32 protein-coding genes and 2 tRNA genes are annotated in these 20,652 nt (G+C 34.1%); 21 read left to right on the top strand and 13 right to left on the bottom strand.

Features of this window, described 5'->3' with window-relative positions; all coding sequences use genetic code 11:
* Window positions 1-2: 2 nt before the first annotated feature.
* The gene (locus C6988_RS01355; protein WP_182132826.1) at window positions 3-926 is read right to left on the bottom strand and encodes a transcription initiation factor IIB; all 924 of its coding nucleotides are present in this window, start codon (window positions 924-926) and stop codon (window positions 3-5) included.
* Window positions 927-992: 66 nt separating this feature from the next.
* A complete protein-coding gene (locus C6988_RS01360) occupies window positions 993-1,277 on the bottom strand; it encodes a hypothetical protein (protein WP_182132828.1) in 285 nt (94 codons plus the stop codon).
* Between the two features lie 223 nt (window positions 1,278-1,500).
* On the opposite strand from C6988_RS01360, the gene C6988_RS01365 reads away from it, so the two are divergent.
* The gene (locus C6988_RS01365; RefSeq protein ID WP_182132830.1) at window positions 1,501-1,674 is read left to right on the top strand and encodes a hypothetical protein; all 174 of its coding nucleotides are present in this window, start codon (window positions 1,501-1,503) and stop codon (window positions 1,672-1,674) included.
* Between the two features lie 75 nt (window positions 1,675-1,749).
* A complete protein-coding gene (locus C6988_RS01370; protein WP_182132832.1) occupies window positions 1,750-2,094 on the top strand; it encodes a hypothetical protein in 345 nt (114 codons plus the stop codon).
* An 8-nt stretch (window positions 2,095-2,102) separates the two neighbouring features.
* Here C6988_RS01370 and C6988_RS01375 read toward each other — a convergent pair whose 3' ends face one another.
* On the bottom strand, window positions 2,103-2,906 hold the full coding sequence (locus tag C6988_RS01375) for a helix-turn-helix transcriptional regulator (RefSeq protein WP_255464124.1): 804 nt from the start codon (window positions 2,904-2,906) through the stop codon (window positions 2,103-2,105).
* A 109-nt stretch (window positions 2,907-3,015) separates the two neighbouring features.
* On the opposite strand from C6988_RS01375, the gene C6988_RS01380 reads away from it, so the two are divergent.
* The 11 genes from C6988_RS01380 to C6988_RS01430 all read left to right on the top strand — a co-directional run bounded on the left by C6988_RS01380 (window position 3,016) and on the right by C6988_RS01430 (window position 9,551).
* Window positions 3,016-3,645, top strand: a complete 630-nt coding sequence (locus C6988_RS01380) for a cupredoxin domain-containing protein (protein ID WP_182132834.1) — start codon at window positions 3,016-3,018, stop codon at window positions 3,643-3,645.
* Window positions 3,646-3,992: 347 nt separating this feature from the next.
* Window positions 3,993-4,370, top strand: a complete 378-nt coding sequence (locus C6988_RS01385; RefSeq protein WP_182132836.1) for a hypothetical protein — start codon at window positions 3,993-3,995, stop codon at window positions 4,368-4,370.
* A 13-nt stretch (window positions 4,371-4,383) separates the two neighbouring features.
* Complete coding sequence (gene ectA, locus C6988_RS01390) at window positions 4,384-4,887, top strand: diaminobutyrate acetyltransferase (protein ID WP_255464165.1); 504 nt, start codon at window positions 4,384-4,386, stop codon at window positions 4,885-4,887.
* Window positions 4,887-6,182, top strand: a complete 1,296-nt coding sequence (ectB, locus tag C6988_RS01395) for a diaminobutyrate--2-oxoglutarate transaminase (RefSeq protein ID WP_182132838.1) — start codon at window positions 4,887-4,889, stop codon at window positions 6,180-6,182. Before ectA ends, ectB begins: the two co-directional genes overlap by 1 nt.
* Window positions 6,179-6,574 carry an ectoine synthase gene (locus C6988_RS01400; protein ID WP_182132840.1) on the top strand — a complete coding sequence of 132 codons (396 nt, stop codon included), beginning with the start codon at window positions 6,179-6,181 and terminating at the stop codon, window positions 6,572-6,574. Before ectB ends, C6988_RS01400 begins: the two co-directional genes overlap by 4 nt.
* Complete coding sequence (gene thpD / locus C6988_RS01405) at window positions 6,571-7,494, top strand: ectoine hydroxylase (protein ID WP_182132842.1); 924 nt, start codon at window positions 6,571-6,573, stop codon at window positions 7,492-7,494. Before C6988_RS01400 ends, thpD begins: the two co-directional genes overlap by 4 nt.
* 19 nt (window positions 7,495-7,513) lie before the next feature.
* Window positions 7,514-8,005: a mechanosensitive ion channel domain-containing protein gene (locus tag C6988_RS01410; RefSeq protein WP_182132844.1), complete on the top strand. Its 492-nt coding sequence runs from the start codon at window positions 7,514-7,516 to the stop codon at window positions 8,003-8,005.
* A gap of 254 nt (window positions 8,006-8,259) precedes the next feature.
* Window positions 8,260-8,508 carry a hypothetical protein gene (locus C6988_RS01415; RefSeq protein WP_182132846.1) on the top strand — a complete coding sequence of 83 codons (249 nt, stop codon included), beginning with the start codon at window positions 8,260-8,262 and terminating at the stop codon, window positions 8,506-8,508.
* Window positions 8,509-8,574: 66 nt separating this feature from the next.
* Window positions 8,575-8,820, top strand: a complete 246-nt coding sequence (locus tag C6988_RS01420) for an Lrp/AsnC ligand binding domain-containing protein (protein ID WP_182132848.1) — start codon at window positions 8,575-8,577, stop codon at window positions 8,818-8,820.
* A 197-nt stretch (window positions 8,821-9,017) separates the two neighbouring features.
* A complete protein-coding gene (locus C6988_RS01425) occupies window positions 9,018-9,194 on the top strand; it encodes a CDGSH iron-sulfur domain-containing protein (protein WP_182132850.1) in 177 nt (58 codons plus the stop codon).
* Between the two features lie 111 nt (window positions 9,195-9,305).
* Window positions 9,306-9,551: a hypothetical protein gene (locus C6988_RS01430; RefSeq protein ID WP_182132852.1), complete on the top strand. Its 246-nt coding sequence runs from the start codon at window positions 9,306-9,308 to the stop codon at window positions 9,549-9,551.
* Between the two features lie 19 nt (window positions 9,552-9,570).
* On the opposite strand, the gene thiL is transcribed toward C6988_RS01430, so the two are convergent.
* Both thiL and C6988_RS01440 read right to left on the bottom strand, forming a co-directional pair.
* Complete coding sequence (thiL, locus tag C6988_RS01435; RefSeq protein ID WP_182132854.1) at window positions 9,571-10,521, bottom strand: thiamine-phosphate kinase; 951 nt, start codon at window positions 10,519-10,521, stop codon at window positions 9,571-9,573.
* Window positions 10,505-11,803, bottom strand: coding sequence for a phosphomannomutase (locus C6988_RS01440; RefSeq protein WP_182132856.1), 1,299 nt, complete (start codon window positions 11,801-11,803; stop codon window positions 10,505-10,507). Before C6988_RS01440 ends, thiL begins: the two co-directional genes overlap by 17 nt.
* Window positions 11,804-11,856: 53 nt before the next feature.
* On the opposite strand from C6988_RS01440, the gene C6988_RS01445 reads away from it, so the two are divergent.
* Window positions 11,857-11,930 (top strand) — tRNA-Thr (locus tag C6988_RS01445).
* Window positions 11,931-12,157: 227 nt separating this feature from the next.
* Here C6988_RS01445 and C6988_RS01450 read toward each other — a convergent pair.
* Entirely contained in the window at window positions 12,158-12,328 is a 171-nt protein-coding gene (locus C6988_RS01450) for a hypothetical protein (RefSeq protein WP_182132858.1), read from the bottom strand.
* Between the two features lie 65 nt (window positions 12,329-12,393).
* Between C6988_RS01450 and C6988_RS01455 the strand changes: the two genes are divergently transcribed.
* The gene (locus tag C6988_RS01455) at window positions 12,394-12,606 is read left to right on the top strand and encodes a hypothetical protein (protein ID WP_182132860.1); all 213 of its coding nucleotides are present in this window, start codon (window positions 12,394-12,396) and stop codon (window positions 12,604-12,606) included.
* Window position 12,607: 1 nt separating this feature from the next.
* Here the strand turns inward: C6988_RS01455 and C6988_RS01460 are convergent, their stop codons facing one another.
* Window positions 12,608-12,889, bottom strand: coding sequence for a winged helix-turn-helix domain-containing protein (locus C6988_RS01460; RefSeq protein ID WP_255464127.1), 282 nt, complete (start codon window positions 12,887-12,889; stop codon window positions 12,608-12,610).
* Between the two features lie 85 nt (window positions 12,890-12,974).
* Here C6988_RS01460 and C6988_RS01465 point away from each other — a divergent pair, with 85 nt between their 5' ends.
* On the top strand, window positions 12,975-13,559 hold the full coding sequence (locus C6988_RS01465) for a hypothetical protein (protein WP_182132862.1): 585 nt from the start codon (window positions 12,975-12,977) through the stop codon (window positions 13,557-13,559).
* 3 nt (window positions 13,560-13,562) lie between these two features.
* Here the strand turns inward: C6988_RS01465 and C6988_RS01470 are convergent, their stop codons facing one another.
* Both C6988_RS01470 and C6988_RS01475 read right to left on the bottom strand, forming a co-directional pair.
* Window positions 13,563-13,739, bottom strand: a complete 177-nt coding sequence (locus tag C6988_RS01470) for a hypothetical protein (protein ID WP_182132863.1) — start codon at window positions 13,737-13,739, stop codon at window positions 13,563-13,565.
* Window positions 13,740-13,911: 172 nt separating this feature from the next.
* Entirely contained in the window at window positions 13,912-15,657 is a 1,746-nt protein-coding gene (locus tag C6988_RS01475) for an AIPR family protein (protein ID WP_182132864.1), read from the bottom strand.
* A gap of 74 nt (window positions 15,658-15,731) precedes the next feature.
* On the opposite strand from C6988_RS01475, the gene C6988_RS01480 reads away from it, so the two are divergent.
* A complete protein-coding gene (locus C6988_RS01480) occupies window positions 15,732-16,196 on the top strand; it encodes a cupredoxin domain-containing protein (protein ID WP_182132865.1) in 465 nt (154 codons plus the stop codon).
* Window position 16,197: 1 nt separating this feature from the next.
* Here C6988_RS01480 and C6988_RS01485 read toward each other — a convergent pair.
* Together C6988_RS01485 and C6988_RS01490 are read right to left on the bottom strand one after the other, a co-directional pair.
* A tRNA-Cys gene (locus C6988_RS01485) sits at window positions 16,198-16,269 on the bottom strand.
* Window positions 16,270-16,310: 41 nt separating this feature from the next.
* Complete coding sequence (locus tag C6988_RS01490) at window positions 16,311-16,532, bottom strand: histone family protein (protein ID WP_182132866.1); 222 nt, start codon at window positions 16,530-16,532, stop codon at window positions 16,311-16,313.
* Between the two features lie 103 nt (window positions 16,533-16,635).
* Here C6988_RS01490 and C6988_RS01495 point away from each other — a divergent pair, with 103 nt between their 5' ends.
* From C6988_RS01495 to cgi121, 3 genes are all read left to right on the top strand, one after another.
* Complete coding sequence (locus tag C6988_RS01495) at window positions 16,636-17,391, top strand: TatD family hydrolase (RefSeq protein WP_182132867.1); 756 nt, start codon at window positions 16,636-16,638, stop codon at window positions 17,389-17,391.
* Between the two features lie 31 nt (window positions 17,392-17,422).
* Entirely contained in the window at window positions 17,423-17,725 is a 303-nt protein-coding gene (locus C6988_RS01500; RefSeq protein WP_182132868.1) for a hypothetical protein, read from the top strand.
* 76 nt (window positions 17,726-17,801) lie between these two features.
* Window positions 17,802-18,569, top strand: a complete 768-nt coding sequence (cgi121, locus tag C6988_RS01505; RefSeq protein WP_182132869.1) for a KEOPS complex subunit Cgi121 — start codon at window positions 17,802-17,804, stop codon at window positions 18,567-18,569.
* Here the strand turns inward: cgi121 and C6988_RS01510 are convergent.
* Window positions 18,558-19,079: a THUMP domain-containing protein gene (locus C6988_RS01510; RefSeq protein ID WP_182132870.1), complete on the bottom strand. Its 522-nt coding sequence runs from the start codon at window positions 19,077-19,079 to the stop codon at window positions 18,558-18,560. The genes cgi121 and C6988_RS01510 overlap by 12 nt on opposite strands.
* A gap of 138 nt (window positions 19,080-19,217) precedes the next feature.
* Here C6988_RS01510 and C6988_RS01515 point away from each other — a divergent pair, with 138 nt between their 5' ends.
* Window positions 19,218-20,048, top strand: a complete 831-nt coding sequence (locus C6988_RS01515) for a tetratricopeptide repeat protein (RefSeq protein WP_182132871.1) — start codon at window positions 19,218-19,220, stop codon at window positions 20,046-20,048.
* A gap of 15 nt (window positions 20,049-20,063) precedes the next feature.
* Here C6988_RS01515 and C6988_RS01520 read toward each other — a convergent pair whose 3' ends face one another.
* Window positions 20,064-20,531 carry a hypothetical protein gene (locus C6988_RS01520; RefSeq protein WP_182132873.1) on the bottom strand — a complete coding sequence of 156 codons (468 nt, stop codon included), beginning with the start codon at window positions 20,529-20,531 and terminating at the stop codon, window positions 20,064-20,066.
* Window positions 20,532-20,652: the final 121 nt, after the last annotated feature.

Below are 20,652 nucleotides of genomic sequence, written 5' to 3' on the forward strand. Positions count from 1 at the left end.
TGTTATACCTCTATAGAATCAATATATTTTGCTGCATATTTTCGAAACATCGAAGTATTTTTTCTAATTGTCACTGCACTTACGTTGCATTTTTTTTCAAGCTTTGGATATGATATTTTTTCATTATTTGCAGCACATGATAAATAAATTGCACCTGCCGCTAATCCTAAGGGATTTTTTCCCTGAACTATTCTATCTTTTATAACATCTTGAAGGATTTTTAACGCCAATCTTTGAGATTTTTCACTAGCTCCTACCTTACTTGCAATTTTTCCTAGATAGTCAATGCAACCTGGATGTTCTAAGGAGATATTTAGATAACTTACTAATCTCTTGTAACTTCTGATTAGATAACGTCTTGTAACATTTGATGCTTTTGCAATTTCATCCACACTTCGAGGAATTCCTGATAACCTGCAAGCAACATAGATTGATGATGCCATCATAACTGGAATTGATTTTCCGCGAATTAGTCCTCTGTTTGCTGCTTTTCGATATATTGTAGCAGTCTTTTCAATTACTGAATCTGGTAATCCTAATTTTGGTTTTAATGAATCTAAATGTGCAAATGCCTTGTTCAAGCTTCTTTTTTTTCCTGCATTTTTGCTTCTAAAATCCCACATTCGGAGTCTATGAAAGCGCTTTTTTGTACTGTGAGATAATCTGTTTCCAGATGCATCTACATTTTTTTGACTTATGGTACTAGAAATTCCCATATCAGGTATAGAAATCCTTGAAGGACTGCCGGTTCTGACCTTAGATGATGTTTTTCCATCACTGTATGTTTTTTCTTGATGTGAAAAATCGGCTATTCTTTCTTTGAGAACGTATCCGCAATCACTGCAAATTATCTCTCCGTTGGTTTCATCAGTAACTATTGAAGCGTGTTTATTTGTCAGGCATTTTTGCACGACTATGCTTTTCATAATGTTTCTTTGTTAATTAAAAAGATAAGAACTCATAAGCTTCATTTATGATAATAAGCTATTTTTTTATTTTGGAATAAAATATTCTGATAGTATGTTTTTTGAATTGTACTTTATGAATCCATCATATACTGATACTTGAGAATTTTTTTGAAAAATAAATTCTAAAAATCCATCGTCATATCCTAATTTTACCGAAGCCCGATCTGTTTTAGCAAGAAATGTTTTTAATTTTTCTGGTTTGTATTCTCCTAATTTTTCCCACGAATCATCAAATTTTATGGTTTGAAATGATCTGAATGCCGTATTGTTGTATACAAAAGGCTTGTCAAAATTTGTCAATGAACTCATTACTTGTTCTTCTTCATTCCTCTTAATGATATTTTATTGAAAAATAAGCTTAATATCAAATCACAAGCTTAATTGAAATTATATCAAATTACCTCCATTATACACTAATGAAAAAGACTAAACAAATAGACGATATGAAAACAGCAATGATAAAAGATCTTACAAATAGAGAGAACATATCAAAAAAGAAAGTCAAAGAACTCGTGGAAAATTTCATAGAGTCGTGAAACTAAAAGAAAAAATTCGTAGCGAGGTATTAAAATCTGCCAGGAAAAGTAGAAAATTATTAAAAAAAGAAAGTAAGGTGACAAAACAGCCTCCTACAAAAATGAATCCTTTATCATTTGAACGAAGTGCTGCAGGAGCAAATTCTAGAAGGCATCTTAAAAAGCAATAAGCAATATAGTTGTCAAGCTTATTTTCAAAATATTAGCTTATGAGTCCATAAATCGTATCTAAATTAAATTTCCATATGAAACCATATCGAACTAGAAAAGTTGGAAAAGGAGTCAAAAGACCAAATTCAAAAAACATGGTTGGAATGAAGACCACATCAAAAACTAACAGCATAAAACATAGTATATCGAAAATTCACTCTTATCAAAAATCATCAATTCGAGAACTAAAACTGGATATTAAAAAAATTGAGAATACAATAGTCTCCCCCGTGGGTTTGGATAAAATTTCTGCAATAGAGATAGAAAAAATTCAGGATAAAAGAAAGCACATCTCATTGCACATGATAAATGTAATTAGTAATATTGTGGCATCTGCTAGAAAACTATCTTATCTTGAGGACAGATACCAAGCTAAATAGATACAAAATCATCGTGTTGGCTTGCTTCTTGCACTTTTCTTTGATTTTTCCCAAGTGAATTCCAGATAGTCCTTACACCAATCTAGGAACAAGGGATCATTGCCATAAAACATATTCCTTAGATCTGGTTCCCCATTATTTGCAGCAAAGATAACACCTGCTTCTTTTTCGTTCATTATCACAATGGTGTCAAGATCAGATGAAATCCTTCGTTCAATCTTTCCCTGCTCTATTAGGGTGAAATATCCAAGCTTTTCAAGAGTTTTGGTACGGCCTTCTGGTTCTATGAGATCTTTTGTAATTATGTGTCGATAGGTGGCGTTTTCTTTTATCCGCTTCATCAAGGGATCCACAAGTCCTGGAGGCGATTCCGTAATTGCATCAAAAACAAAAACTTTGGCATTTCTGTATATTGACTTCCATTTATCTAGAACAACTGTAACTCCTTTGATGTGTTTACAATTTTCTAATACTCCTAATCGTCTAACAAATTTCATATGCATATTTCCTAATTCATGAGTTTCAAAGAATTTTTGATTTTTTGATAAAAATGTTATTAGTGGTAATTGTGATAAAATTATTTTTCCATTAGTTGTGATGTGGTAATGTTCATCCGTGCCCTTTCTAACAAAATATGCACTAGAAAGACGGTCTAGATTCCGATGAATTTCTTGAGATGTAACTTTGAGTAATTTTGCTAATGATGATACTCTATGTGGTTTTTTGTTAAGATTTGATAATATTCTTAATCTTTGTTCACTTGCTAATTCCAAGAAACATAATGCTGCATCCTCCATTGACTGTTCTTTCATGTTGTTTGATATACATCACATGTTAAAAATCAATCTGATAATATTGTAAGCTTATAATCATATAATTAGCTGATGACATGTTATAGTTTGTAAAAATCACTAACTATCAATGAAAAATAATGCAGATAGATTTGGTATGATAATTGCAATTGCAATAACTGCAGTAGCTATTGCATTTGTTGGTACATTATCAAATCCTCAAGATAGAAACATACAGCCACAAGGACAAGCAGTCATTGATAGAGCTGCCACTGAGTTAAAAGAAATACCTGAAGTTGCACAAGATACGTTTACAGATACTGTAGAAGAATTAGAAAAACTACCTACGGAAATCGAAGAATCATTAGATGATGTAGACAATATCCAAGAAGAATCGATGGAAGTCATCAAAGATGTGATTCCAGATGTACCTGACGTTGTAAAACAATCTGAAGGTAAACTCTTAGAAACCATTAGTATTCCTAAGGATACTGCAGCGCCAGGATGTGAAGAGACCAACTCTTGTTACATTCCTGAAATCGTGACAATTAAGCGTGGAGGCGAAGTGATTTGGGAAAACGATGATATTGCAGCACACACTGTTACCAGCGGTTCAGCAACATCTGGTCCTAATGGATTATTTGATAGTGGACTCATTTATCCTGGAGACACTTATTCAATCCAACTAGACTTGGTTAACGAGTATGTGTATTTTTGTCAAGTCCACCCTTGGATGACTGGAAAAATTGTGGTAAAATAACCTCTTTTTTTATTATATTCAAATCTACAACTATTAAGATGACCATCTAGTTCATCAAAGAAATGTTTTATTTTCAGCTTGATTCATTATCAGGATACATATCATATACTGAGTATCAAATGTATGTTACAAATTTTAAAATCTGCTTTTTCAAATTCTAATTTCTTTTTTAGATTTGTTCACTATGATGATCTTGCGCTTTGTGGAACTTTATTTTCATCGGTATTGATATTTTTATTTGTACTTAATACTGGCACTTAATTTGGATTTTTGTCTGTAATAATCATAGCTGAATTGTAAGATATTAGCTTAGAAAATGTTATGTTGTTTTGAACTAACTTTTTCCTATGTCAGAAAATCATAATGATTTAGTAAAAGGATTAATTGATAAATTTGATGAAAATGGTTTTGAAGTAATTTGTGCTAATTATGGTGAATTCAAAGAACCTGAGGAAATTCAAGGTGTTAAACCGGATGTAATAGCATGGGATTCTGAAAATGAGTTATATCATTTAGCGTCTGTTATTGAACCTGAAGAACTAACTGATGAAAAAACCAATAGACGCGTTGAAACACTATCTAATTTAATGATGAGTAATGGTAAATCTACAAGAACACGAATTCCATTTTATTTGGGAATTCCAAAACAAAAATCCAACCAGATAGAGAAATTTTTAGATAAAAACAACGCAGAACAGACTAATATTTTTCCACTGGAGGTTTAAGATCCTGAGCCAAATTACATTTTCAAAACCAACCGTTAGTGACGGAAAAGAAATATTCAGATTAGTTCGGGAAAATCCTCCTTTAGATGAAAACTCTGAATATTTCTATCTCTTGTTATGCCATCATTTTTCTGAGACTTGTGTTGTTGCAAAACAAAACTCTCAAGTTGTAGGATTCATTACTGGATATGTTCCTCCAAAGGAAAAAAAGACATTATTTGTTTGGCAAGCTGCAGTATCGCCTAAACTTCGTGGGAAAGGTCTTGCTGCAAAAATGCTTTATTCAATTTTACAAAGAGAAAATTTACGTAATTTTGAGTTTGTAGAAGCCACACTTGCACCTTCAAACAAGTCATCTTATTCATTTCTGATATCTTTTGCCAATGATTTAGGCACAAATTTTACAAAATCTCCTCTTTTTACAAAGGATAAATTTGGAGAATCCAAACACGAAGAAGAAGAACTTATCAGAATTGGTCCATTCAAAACTCAAAAACTAGTGGAGGTTTTTGCTTAATGCAAAATATCAAAAAATTTGAATCTAGAGTGCGCTCCTATTCTAGAGCCTTTCCTGTTACTTTCAAATTAGCAAAAGATGCATACCTCTATGACGAACAAGATAATGCGTATCTAGATTTTCTTTGTGGAGCGGGTTCAATAAATTATGGGCATAACAATGAGGAAATAAAAAAGAAAGTAATCGATTATCTTGATAGTGATGGAATTGTACATGGTTTGGATCTTGCAACAACTGCCAAAGAAGAATTTTTGAAAACATTTTCGTCATTAATCTTGGAACCAAGAGAATTGAATTACAAAGTGCAATTTACCGGCCCTACAGGTACTAATGCTGTAGAAGCAGCACTAAAGTTAGCAAGAAAAGTCACCGGCAGAACAAACATCATTTCTTTTACCAATGGTTTTCATGGTGTATCTTTAGGGCCTCTTGCTGCAACAGGAAATTCAGGACATAGAGGTGGTTCAGGTGTTCCGTTAACCAATGTAACATTTATGCCATATGATGGCTATTTTGGAAATAAATCAAACACAATTGATTATGTACGAAGATTCTTAGAAGATACCAGCAGTGGAGTTGATCTTCCCGCTGCATTTATTGTTGAAACAATACAGGGTGAAGGTGGAATTAACGTTGCAAAAGATAGCTGGTTGACATCTCTTTATGAACTTTGTAAAGAATTTGAAATTTTATTGATTGTTGATGATATCCAAGTTGGATGTGGACGTACAGGATCTTTCTTTAGCTTTGAGCAATCCGAAATAACTCCGGATATGGTTGTATTATCAAAATCTCTCAGTGGTTTTGGATTACCATTTTCTATGCTTTTGTTAAAGCCCGAACTAGACATATGGAAACCTGGTGAGCATAACGGAACATTTAGAGGCAATAACTTGGCATTTGTTAGTGCAACAGAAACTCTCAAAAAATATTGGTCCACACAAAAGTTTGAATCTGAAATTAATAAAAAATCTCAACTTTTAAAATCTGAACTTGAGCGTATCGTGAAAAAACATCTTTCTGCTGATATGGAGGTTCGCGGAAAGGGACTAATCTTTGGAGTTGATTGTAGGTCTCCTGATTTAGCCAAGCAATTAGCTGATAGAGCATTTGAAAATAGGTTAATTCTAGAAAGGTGCGGTTCAGAAGATCAAGTTGTCAAATTCATGCCTCCTTTAACTGCTGATATCGAAACAATTGAAGCAGGTCTGAGAATTTTTGAAAAAAGCATTGAACAACTAACTACCAATTCTGAAATTCAATTGGAGGTAAAAAAGAGGACTGAACAAAATTGATTATACGTAAAATTGACTCCATAAGGGAGTCTGATAGGACAGTTGATACGCCAAATTGGTCTAGTAGCAGACTTTTATTAAAAAAAGATAACATGGGTTTTTCCTTTCATGAAACTTTGGTGCGGGCCGGAACTGAAACCAAAATTTGGTACAAAAATCATTTGGAAGCCGTGTATTGCATAGAAGGAATTGGCGAGATTGAAGATCTTGAAACTGGATTGACGCATCAAATCGTTCCTGGAGTAATGTATGCACTTGACAAACATGAAAGACACATACTGCGAGGAAAAACTAACATGAGAATGATCTGTGTGTTTAATCCACCTTGTATTGGAACAGAAACTCACGACAAAGAGGGAGCATATCCACTTCTTGAGGTTGAAAATTCATGAGTGTGTCTAAAACAGTAAATGATGACTATCCTACTAGAAACAGTGATTCATTTCAAGTAATTTCTAGGAGAGATCCTATTGTGTATGGGAATTCATTGCAACTTGATGTACTTGATTCTGATCAAGTAAAATTTTTTGAAGAAAGTGGGTATCTCTTTTTTCCAAATTTATTTTCAACAAAAGAGGTATCTACTTTATCTGATGAACTTGAACGATTATCAAAAAACGAAGAGCTAAAAAAGCAAGAACAATTTGTTTTAGAACCTCAAAGCGGCGAGGTGCGCTCAATTTTTGAAGTACACAAAAATAATAATTTGTTTGAAAAATTATCAAAAGATCCTAGAGTAGTAAATGTAGTACGACAGCTTTTGGGAAGTGATGTCTATATCACTCAATCAAGAATTAATCGAAAGCCAGGATTTGAAGGAAAAGAATTCTATTGGCACTCTGATTTTGAAACATGGCATGCAGAGGATGGAATGCCTCACATGAGAGCTATCAGCTGCTCAATTAGCCTTACTGATAATTATGAATTTAATGGACCTCTGATGGTAATTCCCGGTTCGCACAAGCAGTTTATTTCATGCGCTGGTAAGACTCCAGATAATCACTACCAAGTATCTCTAAAACGGCAAGAAATTGGAACTCCAGATAAAGAGAATCTTGAAAAAATGGTTAAACAAAACAGTATTGATACTGCAAAAGGACCTGCAGGTTCTGTAATATTCTTTGATTGTAATTTAATGCATGGTTCATCAGGAAATATCACTCCATACCCTAGAAGTAATGTCTTTTTTGTATACAACAGTATCAAAAACAAGCTGGAAGATCCATTTAGTGCAAGTAAACCAAGACCAGAGTATATTGCATCACGTGAGCCTCAAGTAATTACTCCTAAATCATTGGAAATTACCATTTAGCTATTCAGGATGAATAATATTGGAAATTGATCTTTTCTTCCCAATACTTTCAATAATTCTAGTTCTGTGTATTGTTGTAGTAATCAAGCTAGTTGAATATACGAAATTTCAAACTCTAAAAGGTTCACACAAGGCTACAAGTGTAATATTCATAATTTTAGGGGTGTCTGAAGTTCTCTATCTTTCACGATCAATGGGGTTGCTTATCCCTGCTATTGAGATTGTTACCTCTCTGAGTGCAATTTTACTCTTTTTCACATTTGTTTATCTTAACAAGCTACAGAATGCAGTATCTGGAATGAGTATAGCTCTTAGCCCAAGAATGAATGTGGGTGATGAGATTGAATGCAAAGGAAAACGTGGTATTATTACACAGATTGGTTTGTCAAAAACAATTGTAAAATTGGAGGACTCTGATAGATTGATGTTTATTCCTAACAAAAAATTAGATGAAGAGATTTCTATCATTAAGAAGATAAAAACGACTCACAGTGATATTAAAACGAGATAGTTTAACGAGGAGTTGGCAGGGGAAAATACTGTGAATCGTCTGAAAACCCCTTCCTCGTCAAATTTTTGTACGTGGAATTGTTGATAAAAATTCTTAAGCTTTGATTATGATTTTCAGCTTTACTTTCTAATTTTGTTAATAAGTAATTAAGACATAATTATTCTAATGTCTAAGAAAAACAATTCTGTAAAAGATGATTATGAAGAACGAATTAGACTGGAAAAATGGAGAATCGGTAAAAGGAATTTCCCATAATGATTCAGAAACAACTTTACATAAACAACAATATGCGCCAATTGATTAAATCATGCAAGTTAGGAAGAGATTGGAAGAAAAATAGAAATTTTCATTCATATAAAGCAGTACAAGATGATGCAAAAATATTGGTTCAGCCCATGCATGATTCAGAAACACGTGAACTTTCATTTAAAAAAAATTCTAACGTATTAATTCAAGATGGACTTTTACGCTTTCACAGCAAGGATATAAAAAATAATTTCTAAAAACCAGCTTAATTTTCAAATGTACATTGATGAATTATTATTAATCATGGAGCGATAAAAATAACCATGACACAGGCATTTTTGTTGTTGACATGTGCGTATAAATCAACAAATGTAAAAGAATCTCTAGAACATATTGATGGAATTAATGAGATTAAACAAGTTTTTGGTGCGTATGATTATGTTGTAAAAACTGCTGATATGCCAAGAAAAGAACTACGAAAATTAATTAGCGAAAAAATTCGACCTGTCGAAAATGTACTATCCACATTAACACTTGATACTTTACCGGAGGGACGTAGTTTTGACTAGAAATTTTATTTTTGATATGTGTCGACAAAAAAGAAGAACAAACTACATGATTGAAAAAACTGAACAAGATCTACATGAATTTAAAAACACTGGAAATCTCTCTTTATTGTTTTATAATCTGAAACAGATGGCAAGAATCAGATGATTTGTTAAAGAATCATATCAAAGTTTATTGATGTAGTTATGTCCGTATAACTATGGCAAAAGTCACAATTAAAGGAGCAGAAAATGGGCCTCTAATAGTAGAGGTTGATGGCAAAAGAGTTTCTGCGTTATGTCGTTGTGGAAAAACCGAAAACAAACCAAACTGTGATGGAACCCACGCAAAAATTGGATTCAAGGCAGATTCATCTGAAATCAAAGTCACAGAATAACTTCCAATTTTTTTAATTAATCTTGTTACGAAATTTTGATTTAAGGATTCTTGTTAAAATCAAATTTAATCAATGGTTTTAACCAAAACCGTTATTTCATTTTGAAGGAAAATGCAATCCATTCAAAAAACAAACAATCAGATTGCAACCTATCTGATAGTTGGAGTACTTGCAACGGGACTGACCCTGTCTATTTTAGATTCCATTCAAAGGTCTGATGTAGAAATTTCCCCCACCAAAGGCACGCCCAAGCAAGACCCAACTTCAGAGATTACTCAATCTGAAAACGCATTAAATTCTATTATTCAACCTGTCAAAGATGGTATTACTGCTGATCTTACACTAAAAGCAAACTAGATCCTCCTGACAGAGTTTTTTATTTAAAATGCCTCCAGCCTTTGTCTTTTAGAATGATTTTCTTATCATTATTTAGCAAAACTACTCCCTTTCCTTGAATGACTCTGCCAATCTCTATGAGATTGGTTTTACTTTTCTTTGCAAATACCTGTAATTTTTTTACATTTCTTGGAGATGCGGTAAAAACTATCTCGTATTCTTCTCCACCATTGAATATCAAATCTACAGGATCAAGCCCGTTCTTACTTGCAAATTCAAAGAGTTTTGGGTTTGCAGGTAGTTTATCGATGAAAAATTGCTTGTTGCTCTGTTTTGCCATCTCATTTAGGCATGTGGAGAGACCATCACTGGAATCCATTGATGAAGAAAACTTATTCTGATTTTTTACTCCAAATTCTAATCTGCATTGTGGTTTTTTAACAGAATTGATTGCAGTTTTTTTGAATGTATTATCTGCTTTTTTTCCTCTTAGAAGTATTTGCAATCCTGCAGCGGAATTTCCAAATTCCCCTGTTACAAATATTCTATCATTAATTTTGGCCCCACTTCTCTTTGCAATTTTTTTTGCAAATCCAAATAGGGCGACACTAATTGCAATCTCTTTTCCCTCATTGGTATCTCCTCCAAGAATTTTGATGTTGAATTCTCTGGCAGCATTTGCAAAACCAGAAGCAAGTTCATTGACCTTTTTTAAGCTGACTTTTCTTGGTATGATGACTGAAATTATTGCAAAGCTTGGTCTTACTCCTTTAGCTGCAAAATCACTTACCGCAGAAACAACACTCTTTCTTGCAATCTCTGAAAATTTCATCTGTGGTGGTACATCTGTGCTCTCAACTAGGGTATCAATAGATGATATACACAACTCATTTCCAATCCTAAATACCTCTACATCTTCTGGGACAAATGATTTTCTTTGATTCTTTTTTTGAAAAATTTCTATAATTTTTTCTTCATCTAATTTTTTCATAGCATTGTCTAACTAGTTGTTCTGTGTCCTTTTGAACTTGTTGAGCCTTTTGAATATCATTTGACTCCGTTGATACCCTGATGATGTCTTCTGTGTTTGATTTTCTAATCAATGTCCAGGTATCTTCATCAATTACTGCCTTAATGCCATCAAGTGTACTGATTTCACTATATTCTTCCTTCATGGTATCAATCAAGTTTTCAATCACATCATCATGTAGATTTGATTCAACTGAAACCTTGTTGCGAATCTGTTGATAGCTCTCCATAAATGACAAGATATCATTAAAGCTCTTATCTCCAAGCATTGATGCAATGAATCCGCTAGTCAATATGCCATCTCTACAATAGTTGAATTCAGGAAGGATGAAGCCTCCACTACTTCCTTCGCCGCCTGCTTGCGCTCCTGAGCTCTGCATTAATTCTATTACGTTTGCCTCACCGACCTTTGATCTTTGGACCACTCCTCCATTATTTTTGATAAATTTCTCAACTGATACGCTTGAATCTATGCTTAGAACAAATTTTTTGTATCCTAACTCCAAGGCTTTTGCAACCCCCAAGCCAAGCGTAACATCAGGTGTCTGTTTTTTTCCATTATTTACTACCACTAGTCTGTCTCCATCAAGATCAAATGCAAATCCAATCTCTGCATTTTTTGTGGCACTAAGAAGATCATTTAATGAATCTGCAGTAGGGTCAGGTCCACGTGATGATGTGGAAACATCTTCATTTATCGTATTTACTGTGCATCCAAGTTTGTTTAACAAAGTTGGAGCAATGATTTTTGCAGCTCCTCCACCAATATCAACTACCACCTTGGCTGATTTTTTTATCTCTCCAATTAATGAAGCAGCATCGTTTACGTAATCTGACTCAATTTTTTGCTCTTTGCCAATCTTTGTTTTTTGAAATTCCTGATGAGTAGTTACGGTCTTTAGCTCCTCTTCAATAATTCCTCTTCCACCTTTGATGAACTTCAAACCATTCCATTCTATTGGATTGTGTGAAGATGTAACTACAATGCCTGCTCCAATCTTTCTTGCTTCTCTAAATACAACAGGTGTTGGAGCCATTCCCAAGTTTAGGATATCTATGCCATTTTGCATTATTGCAGCACTTGCAGTCTCTCTTATCATATTTCCAGACGGTCTCGTATCATTTCCAATTACACATTTTTCCGTCTCAATTAGTTTTGAAAAATTATTGCAAAATTCTAAAACATCATTTAGCAGCAAATCTTTTCCGAAAATCCCCCTGATGCCGGAGATGGATTTTTTCATTTGATCAAAGTCAGAAAGGCTTTTTATAAACTCTGACAACTAAATCGAGTCATGCCTCGATAGCTCAGCCTGGTAGAGCGAACGCCTCGTAAGCGTTAGGTCGCGAGATCGAATCTCGCTCGAGGCTCTAAATTATGATACAAAATTTTTAGAAAAAGATAGGAGCTTTATTCATCAAAGGCTTCGATGTCAACTTCTAATTCATCGGCCAATCCTTTCCACCATTTATTATCCTCGTTATTCATATGCTCCCCCATTATACCCCTGGATCATCCTTTATAGATCTGTCGGTTGAATTGACTTTGATCAAACTTTGATCAAAAATGCATCTTGTTGAAACGGTTCACACAATTACTACTCTTTTGTGGTCCTCTTTTTTCGAAGAACAATTATTGCTAATGCCCCTCCAGCACAGCTCCAAAAAATTGGCCAACCTAAAGGATCCTTGGCGGTAATCAATCCAAGATATGCATATACTGTTCCTCCTATTAATCCAAAACCAATCAATTCCAAAATTTTACTCACAGATCTTTCAGCCCCAAATTGACTAAAAGTTGAAAAGATATATTATTTTGTTATCTAGCCATCTCATGGATAAGTATCTTCTAGTTGTCTTGATGTTTCTTATTGCAGGAATGGGAATTGCTATTACTAAAGACCCACCTGAATTGATTTTGTTTTATGCCATGCTTGCCGGCTCAATTGTTGTGATAATGTATGGCTCACTTAAGAGCAGATACGATAGAAAGCAAGCTAAACGAAAAGAAAGAGAAGAGCGCCGAAATAAAAAATCAAAGAAATAATCTATAGCTCTAATCCAAATGATTCTGCTATAGTTGAGAATTTCTGATATGATTCCAAGTATTGTTTTCCTTTTGGTGTAATTACGTAAGTGTGCTTTCCGTCATATTCGATAATGTTAATCAAACCAGCTCCTGTCAAGTTTTCAACAAATTTTGCCAGTCTTGAATGTGACAAGTTTGCCTTGGTTAGTAGCGAAGTAGTCTTGATTCCTTCTTGACCAGACTGTTCAGTAGCAGTAAGTAGATCAGCTACAATTTGCATACTAGTTCTATAAGCTACCATATCTGCTAAACCTTCAAACTATCATATAAGGGTATTACCATTCAATACGATCAGATACATATAATCCAGCCTCATTTTTGTGACAATGTCCAGTCAATCCCCTATTCCTTGGTTTGATGATTTTCTTGGTGTTGCATATCGATATTTTGATCTTAGAATGAATATTGTTCCTCTCTTCTCTGATAGAAAGGAAGCAGTAAACCTATGGCATGATGTAATTCATTGGTGGGTAGATCCAACAATCAAGGCAAGATTTGTTGAAATTGGAGATCAATACTGGTTTGTTTTAGGCGCTGAAACAAAAAAGCCTGATTCAAACATCTCATTTTACAAGACTTTGGCAAAATCTGAAAATTATGAGCGTTTTAAGAAAGGACATGGCGGAGAGGCATATCTACGACTAGGAATGTATTCAAGAAAATCAAAGACAGACGTTAAAGATGATGCAATATGTGATTGTGGTCATGCAAAAGAGGATCATGATGATGCAAAGGATAATGATGAGTGCTTTTATGAAGACTGTAAATGCAGAAAGTTTGAAAGCTTTCAAGTTACACTACTGAAAAAAAAGAAGACCATTACAGACATTGCCTTTCTTAGCGAAGATGAAGTAAAAGATGACCCATTAGCATGGAATTGTCTTTACGTAAACAAACTGAACAAAAAATAATTCTTAGACTTCCTTCTTTTCGTAAAGGCTTACCCTAACATGTTTTCCAGGATAATGCTCTGAAATTTTCTGTGAATAACACTTGCCACAAAGTGGTCCTTTGATTCCCCACTCATCCATTGGTTCATATCTTAATGAAACTGGATTTCCACAAACTGTGCATTTTACTTTATCGGGCATTTTGATTCTGCTCTTAATGATCTATATAAAAATGATTTTGAAATTTTACTCTCATAAATTTGGGATCAGTCGTCATGTTAAATAATACTGTATAATATTGAAAATACGGTAGCAGTCTGGCCAATGTAAACCTCCTGCAAATTTTTACTTGGTTGGACTACTACCTTCAATCTTACAAAATGTTTGAGACTAGCTTCTTTATGGCATCAATCTCTTCTTCTTCTTGCTTGATTTTTTTATCAACAACACGTAACATGGAATCACTCCATACATGATGGGAAAAGAAATTATGTTTTGTATTGGCAATTTCAATCTCATCATCAACTACAGTGTCTTCTAAAAATTTGGTAACAACAATGTCTGCAAGCTTTAGTATTCTAGTATTTAGCTTGAAACTGCGAAATACTGGCTCTAGCTTGATCACATCAGTCTTAAAATCACCTTTTGTTTCAAGTATTGTTTTGTGTAGGATTCTAAAGTATACTGCAAGGTAAAAGAGGGTTGCATAACGTTTTGTCTTATGTGCTCCCTGTTTTCCGTATTTGAGGGTCTTTTTGGCGTACTCTTTGACTAGATATGGATAAAGTAAAAGCCTATAGTCGTCTTTCAAGTTGTCATTAAAGACATCATCATACTTGCTTCCTCGTGGAAGGAACTGTGCAGGTGAGCTGTATGCCTCTGTGGGTCTTTGCTCTATTCCTGCAACAAGAGCTTGTATAGCATCTTTTGCAACGATTACTTTTTTGTGATTGTCAGGAAGATACACATTGTATGATGGTTCACCAACATACTCGCATTGTTTTGATTTGGTTTTAGAATCAAAGGAGCCTGCTTGAATCTCATAAAAGTATCCAGAGTTTTTTAGTTGTGATTTAATCGATTTGTGAAAATCCATTAGTGAAACTAGATCTTTTCCGCGAACAGAGTTCTGAGAGTTTCTATACTTTGTAATGTTGTTTTGTTCTTGCTCATCATCTGCCTTTATGATAGTTACAGTCATGCTTCCATCAAGATTCTTTGTTCTCTTGGCGTGATCTAATATTGAGTTTGATGTTTGAGCACCATTGACAATTTGTGGTGCATACAAGCTGATGATATTATCTCCAACTTCTTCAAAATCGCTAACTACTATTGTAATGCCGTTGTTATAGTAAAAGAATTTTCCAGGATCATTTTGTAATGTTTCGCGCAAGCCTTTGTTTACGGTAGTCTTAAACTGCATCCATTGTCGAATGTTTGATTCAAAGACATAATCCCTGTTCTTTGTAACAAATTCTGTTAATTCCCGAAGCTTCAAGATTCCCAAAATTGTATTGTCATGACGTAGCATCTTTTCAAGTTTTATTGATGATTTTTTTCCTGCTGCAGGCTTTTTTATTCTGGCCCAAAGTATCTCTATTATTTCATCGATTCCAATAATTTCTACAGAATCGTCCTCAAAGTCTACTTTTTGATCTGTTACATAGCAGCACTCAATCTTGAGGTGCTTTTCTTTAATTTTGGTAACCAAGTGAGCAAGCTCTGGCCTCATCTTTGTAACGTCTTTGCTTAAGAGCCGCTTTGCATCTTCTTTGAATTTAATTACTGCATCAACTGAATGTGAAGTTCCATATTTAGATTGGAATAAACGAATTTTGTTATCTGAAAAATCCACTGGTAAATACGCATCAATTCCAAGATCATTTGCGCCATCAACTATTGCGTCTGCAGCATCATCTTCTGTTGCCTCAAAAACTCGGGTTAATACCCATTGAAGAAAATTATTCCCTTTTTCAACTTCGTTTTTTGCACTTTCAGCATATTCCTGAATACTTTGTTGAACATTCTCTGAGAATCCCTCAAGTGGCGGAGTAGAATTTTTTTGAATTAGTAATGAGCGTGAACCTGGAATATACTCTAGTAATCTATTTTGTGCCAAGCGATTTGCTTAACATCCTATATATTTAGAAAAGCTGGTAATTACATAATAACTCAATTTCTATGTGAATGAAGATGCAAAAAAAAATCTGGCTTGGCTTAATTGGGATCTCAGTAGTAGCAATATTTGCTGTTACTCTACAAGTAACTATCACAGACTCAAATAATGCCCAACCATCTTCTGAATCAGAATCAGACTTTACATCAAAAGAAAAAACAACCGATGCACAAGACACGGAATCTGAATCCTATGACATTGTAATGACTAACAAATCATCAAGACCTGGATGTGAAAAAACAAATTCCTGTTATGTTCCTCACGAGTTTACAATCAGTGCCGGGGAATCTGTTACATGGAAGAATGATGATGTAGCGTTTCATAGTGTTACAAGTGGTTTTTATGATTCACCAACTGAACTTTTTGATAGTGGACATTTAGATCCTAGTGAAACATTTTCAGTACATTTTGATAAAATTGGAGATTTTGATTATTTCTGTACCCTGCATCCTTGGATGATGGGAAAAATCTATGTAAAATAAGAGGTGAGGAAGGGATTTGAACCCCTATAGATAGGCTTTGCAGGCCCACGCATAACCACTCTGCCACCTCACCGCAGTCAGAAAAACAAGTAATCAACAATTAAACTCTTTAGGTCAGTTCTTGAAAAACTGCTTTGATGCAAGCTTGATATCTTCTGCTTTGACAGTCTTTCTCCCAGCATGATTTGACATATCAATAGCATTTTTGGCAATCTGTCCTGCAATATCCTCAATGACTCGCCTTAACTCATCAGCTGATTCGTCACTGACTCGCTCGGCTCCTGATTTTTTTAAAATTCTATACATAGCTGATAGTCCCAGCTCTGTTGATTTCATAAATTTCATTTTTTGATTATATGAAAAAAGACATTGAGTGAAAAAATATCACAAAGGAATCGATTTATGCAGACTATTTTAACAAGTCACTCCAATGAAAAACATGACATGGTTGATGGATTCTCATATTCATCTCTCAGATCCTCAATACGACTCTGATATGGAATATATCAAAAAGAGCATGGAAAAACTACAGATTAAAGCATGTTGTGTTTCAATGGATTATGAAAATTCTATCAAAACTATACAAATATCAAAAACCAATTCGTTAATTCTACCTTTCATTGGGATACATCCTGAAAAGGCATTAGAAAAACAAGACTCTGTTGTAGATCTAATTGATGAAAATCACGCAAGCATTGCTGGAATTGGAGAGATAGGACTGGACAGAACATATACAGAAAATGAAAGTGAATTCCTAAAACAAAAAAAAGTTTTTGAAGAACTACTATCGCTTGCAGAAAAATACAACAAACCAGTATCTATTCATTCACGAAAAACCCTTGATGAAATTTTTGATGTAATGACCTCATACTCTCTTGATAAAGCATTATTGCATTGGTTTGATGGAAGCAAAAAGCAATTACAAAAAGCAATGGATTTGAATTTCTATGTCTCTTATGGACCTGTTATGATTTATGCTCAAGACAAGCAGACTTTACTATCAAATACTCTTGAAGAAAAAATTCTAGTTGAAACAGACGGCCCAGTAAGGTTCTCTAGGTGTTTTGCATTAAAATCTGCACAGGTTAGCTTTATCCCTAGTGTTGTTTTTTGTGCCTCCAAAGTACTAAGAAAAACATATGATGAGATGTGTGCCATAATTGAGAAAAACTCTAATGCGTATTTGGGCGTATAGGTATAAAATACCCTCTCTGATATTTTGATTCGTGGATAGAATTAAGCGATTATCTATGGAAATACTAGAGGAACACAAATCACAATTTGGTGTAGACTTTGGTGATAACAAAAAAACCTTAGATAAAATCTCAATTATCCGTTCTAAAGGACTAAAAAATGAGATTGCTGGATACATCACAAAACTTCTCAAACACGAAATTAGAGATCAGCAACTAAAAGAAGAGCGAGCAAAACAATCAGCAGAACTTGAATCTCAAAGTGAGGAGATTGAGGCAACTGAAGAATCTGATTCTGTTTCGGAAACAATTGAAGCCGATACTGAGGAACCATAAACCTCAGAGACTGAAGAATAATTTCCATTCTTTCAATATTGTAAGGTTAATTTTTAACCAATATTCATGATTCTTGATGGTAACTGTAAAACTTCTTGGTGGGGCAAAAAAATCCTTTTCAACTGAACAAATTGAACTTGATGTTGAAAACTTGACAATTGATGAGTTACTTTCCAATCTTTTAAAAAGCAAACCAAACAACACTCCTGATCTTGATACAAAAAATATTCTCATTGCAGTAAATGGTGTTGATTCTTCTGCGTTGGAGGGACGGGCAACAAAAATCTCTAAGGACGATATAGTGAGTATTATACCTGTTATTCATGGTGGATCTTCCAGAATCAAATTAAAAATTGGACGTAGCCAAGTAGAATTAATACACATAAAATCAAAACATGGCCTTGATGAGTCATTTTTAGATACACTTCGAAAAAAATATTCTAAATTAATTATTCAGGCTATATCCTCAAAATTTATCCTCAATTCAAATCATGCAAAAAAAATTATCATGCTTTCATTAGATTCTAAGAAAAATAACTCACTTTTATCAAACAAAATAGAGACAGATATTCTGATGCGATTTGCTTGTACTAATCAAATTTCTGATGCCATATCAAAAGCTGGAATTAATTCTGACCCCTTCACAGTAATTTCAATTGGTTCAAAACCCATGCAAGATAAACTTTACAAAGAATTAGAGCCCTTTTTGAGTAAATCAAAAATTAATGCAGAGTCATTTCTAAAAAAAGAATTTAAAATTTCTAAAAAACATCTAGATGCAGTAGATTCTCAAACTCCGTTGGAGGACATCTTGCTAGAAAAGGCTGCAGTTCTATTCGGATAACTCACGTTTTGCAATTTCTATACTGAGAATATCCTTACCTGCTAAAACCGAAAGTCCTGTTTTATTGCCTAAAATTTCTACCAAAACTATCCAATCATATTGTTCCAGTGAAACTTTTCTTGAAATTCCGTCTGCTATTTTTGAAATCAATTCTGATTTTGAGATATTGGAATTTCGTTTCTCTATGGTGATTCTATAGGTTTGATCTTCTTTGATTTTTTTTGCAAGCTTTAGTGTTTCCTCTACAATTCCTTCAGGTGTGGTCTCAATTGAAACTTGAATCGGAATAACTCTTAGAATGTATCTGATTGACCATGGTTCATCTTCTATCTTTTCACGAATTCTTTTGGTGACATCCAAAGGCTCAACAGATGTTTCAACCGCTAGGAGTCCAGAAATGTTTGTTATTGTAACTTTGGGATTTTCATCCCCTACCTCTTCAAGTATGCCTTTGATCTCCTGTATGGTTTCAGTTTCAAAATGTCTTGGGCAGCTAACTATTAGATTCAAAGTCTCTTGATTACCACCATTTTGAATCGCCTTTCCATTATTGAATCATCGGCTTTATGCTCAATCCTGACAAATAACTTTCAAATTTTCTTAACATATAGTGTATCTTTAATAAGAAATTATTCCCTAGTGATTACAGTGAATCCTAAAGTAATTGCAATTATTTTTGGTATGTCTTTGTTACTATCGCCAATTGTCTTAACTCAAGATGTGTCTGCACAACAAGTTCCGACTTGGGTGAAAAATACTGCTAAATGGTTTGGGGATGGATTAATCACTGAAAAAGAATTTCTCAAAGCTATAGAGTACTTGATAGAAAACAAATTCATAATCATTAATCCCTCTGATGATAGATCTCAAAACGAGACACCTAATCTATCAAGCTATGATTCATTTGAAAAAATTGTAGAAAAAGGAATCGAGGAATTAAAGTATGGTGACCATGAGGATGCAATTATTTACTTTGATGAGGCTCTAAAAAGAAATCCAGATAATGTTAGGGCAATGGTGGATAAAGGGATTGCAAAGGCAAGTTCAGGTGATCTTGATGGTGCAAAGCAACTCTTTGATCAGGCAATAAAAATTGGTGAAAAAAACAAGTCTGTTGATTATCGAGCAGTTGTGAACGCTGGAATTGCATTATCAATATATGGAAATCAAACAGAAGCAATGTCTTATTTTGATAGGGTAATTGATAATTCCAATATAGTTAGGCAAGAGACACTGTATGCAGCACTCGTTAACAAGGGCATTGTTCTATATGAGCAGGAAAAATATCCAGAGGCCATTAGCTACTATGATCAAGCACTTGAGATAAATCCTGGAAAACTTGGTGCCATAGTTAACAAAGCAAATGCATTACAAGAGATGAAAGACTATAATCAGGCTCTAGAATGGTTTGAAAAGGCATACAAGATAACAAAAGATCCTCTAGCTTGGAGACCTTCGTTTGTAGTAATTACAGAATAATTTTTTATCTAATCTTTATTTGTAAATTGGCATAAAGCCAATCTTCCAGTGTAGTCTGTTAATATCTTGTTCAATACTTTTGTTTGGATTCTTACTGAATTTGTAATTCTTTATCATCTCTAATGCCTCATGAACCTGAATCAAATCTGCACCTAATGAGTTTGGATTCTTTGCTTTCATTACAGCACCATATGTCGTACATTGGCCCTTTGAAATCATTGATTTGTTTCCAGTATGGAATGTTTCTGTATCTGACTTTAAGACAACTTCTGCTATTGCCAAGGGTCTATCGGTTGCACAAACTTTTACAAAATATGTATAGTAATCCTTCTTTCCTTTGTATTGTTCTATCTTTTTTATAATGTATTTTTCGTCTGCGGCATCGTAAGACTGTCCTTTGTATTCGGCATGACTAACTGGAATATATGAAAATAATCCAGCTCCAATCAAGGATACGACCACAATTGCAAGAATTTTTTTCATGATGTATCCTCGCCTCTAATTTTTTTCCTGCTTGCATGGAGACTACCAAGAAGAGCTAAGCACTCACATGATTTGTGAATGTCTAGACGTATTTTGGAAGCACATTTGACACATCTTCTAT

Origin of the sequence: Nitrosopumilus sp. b1, assembly GCF_014078545.1 — an archaeon.
Taxonomy (GTDB): domain Archaea; phylum Thermoproteota; class Nitrososphaeria; order Nitrososphaerales; family Nitrosopumilaceae; genus PXYB01.

Excerpts from the sequence above, each read along its gene's own strand:
- cgi121 (WP_182132869.1), top strand. The coding sequence starts at position 17,802 with ATGGTAACTGTAAAACTTCTTGGTGGGGCAAAAAAATCCTTTTCAACT.
- C6988_RS01455 (WP_182132860.1), top strand. The coding sequence starts at position 12,394 with ATGGATAAGTATCTTCTAGTTGTCTTGATGTTTCTTATTGCAGGAATG.
- C6988_RS01440 (WP_182132856.1), bottom strand. The coding sequence starts at position 11,803 with ATGAAAAAATCCATCTCCGGCATCAGGGGGATTTTCGGAAAAGATTTG.
- C6988_RS01425 (WP_182132850.1), top strand. The coding sequence starts at position 9,018 with ATGGCAAAAGTCACAATTAAAGGAGCAGAAAATGGGCCTCTAATAGTA.
- thiL (WP_182132854.1), bottom strand. The coding sequence starts at position 10,521 with ATGAAAAAATTAGATGAAGAAAAAATTATAGAAATTTTTCAAAAAAAG.
- C6988_RS01480 (WP_182132865.1), top strand. The coding sequence starts at position 15,732 with ATGCAAAAAAAAATCTGGCTTGGCTTAATTGGGATCTCAGTAGTAGCA.
- C6988_RS01385 (WP_182132836.1), top strand. The coding sequence starts at position 3,993 with ATGTCAGAAAATCATAATGATTTAGTAAAAGGATTAATTGATAAATTT.
- C6988_RS01495 (WP_182132867.1), top strand. The coding sequence starts at position 16,636 with ATGACATGGTTGATGGATTCTCATATTCATCTCTCAGATCCTCAATAC.
- thpD (WP_182132842.1), top strand. The coding sequence starts at position 6,571 with ATGAGTGTGTCTAAAACAGTAAATGATGACTATCCTACTAGAAACAGT.
- C6988_RS01415 (WP_182132846.1), top strand. The coding sequence starts at position 8,260 with ATGATTCAGAAACAACTTTACATAAACAACAATATGCGCCAATTGATT.
- C6988_RS01470 (WP_182132863.1), bottom strand. The coding sequence starts at position 13,739 with ATGCCCGATAAAGTAAAATGCACAGTTTGTGGAAATCCAGTTTCATTA.
- ectB (WP_182132838.1), top strand. The coding sequence starts at position 4,887 with ATGCAAAATATCAAAAAATTTGAATCTAGAGTGCGCTCCTATTCTAGA.
- C6988_RS01355 (WP_182132826.1), bottom strand. The coding sequence starts at position 926 with ATGAAAAGCATAGTCGTGCAAAAATGCCTGACAAATAAACACGCTTCA.
- C6988_RS01375 (WP_255464124.1), bottom strand. The coding sequence starts at position 2,906 with ATGAAAGAACAGTCAATGGAGGATGCAGCATTATGTTTCTTGGAATTA.
- C6988_RS01520 (WP_182132873.1), bottom strand. The coding sequence starts at position 20,531 with ATGAAAAAAATTCTTGCAATTGTGGTCGTATCCTTGATTGGAGCTGGA.
- C6988_RS01370 (WP_182132832.1), top strand. The coding sequence starts at position 1,750 with ATGAAACCATATCGAACTAGAAAAGTTGGAAAAGGAGTCAAAAGACCA.
- C6988_RS01465 (WP_182132862.1), top strand. The coding sequence starts at position 12,975 with ATGTCCAGTCAATCCCCTATTCCTTGGTTTGATGATTTTCTTGGTGTT.
- C6988_RS01420 (WP_182132848.1), top strand. The coding sequence starts at position 8,575 with ATGACACAGGCATTTTTGTTGTTGACATGTGCGTATAAATCAACAAAT.
- C6988_RS01490 (WP_182132866.1), bottom strand. The coding sequence starts at position 16,532 with ATGAAATCAACAGAGCTGGGACTATCAGCTATGTATAGAATTTTAAAA.
- C6988_RS01460 (WP_255464127.1), bottom strand. The coding sequence starts at position 12,889 with ATGGTAGCTTATAGAACTAGTATGCAAATTGTAGCTGATCTACTTACT.
- C6988_RS01360 (WP_182132828.1), bottom strand. The coding sequence starts at position 1,277 with ATGAGTTCATTGACAAATTTTGACAAGCCTTTTGTATACAACAATACG.
- C6988_RS01380 (WP_182132834.1), top strand. The coding sequence starts at position 3,016 with ATGAAAAATAATGCAGATAGATTTGGTATGATAATTGCAATTGCAATA.
- C6988_RS01430 (WP_182132852.1), top strand. The coding sequence starts at position 9,306 with ATGCAATCCATTCAAAAAACAAACAATCAGATTGCAACCTATCTGATA.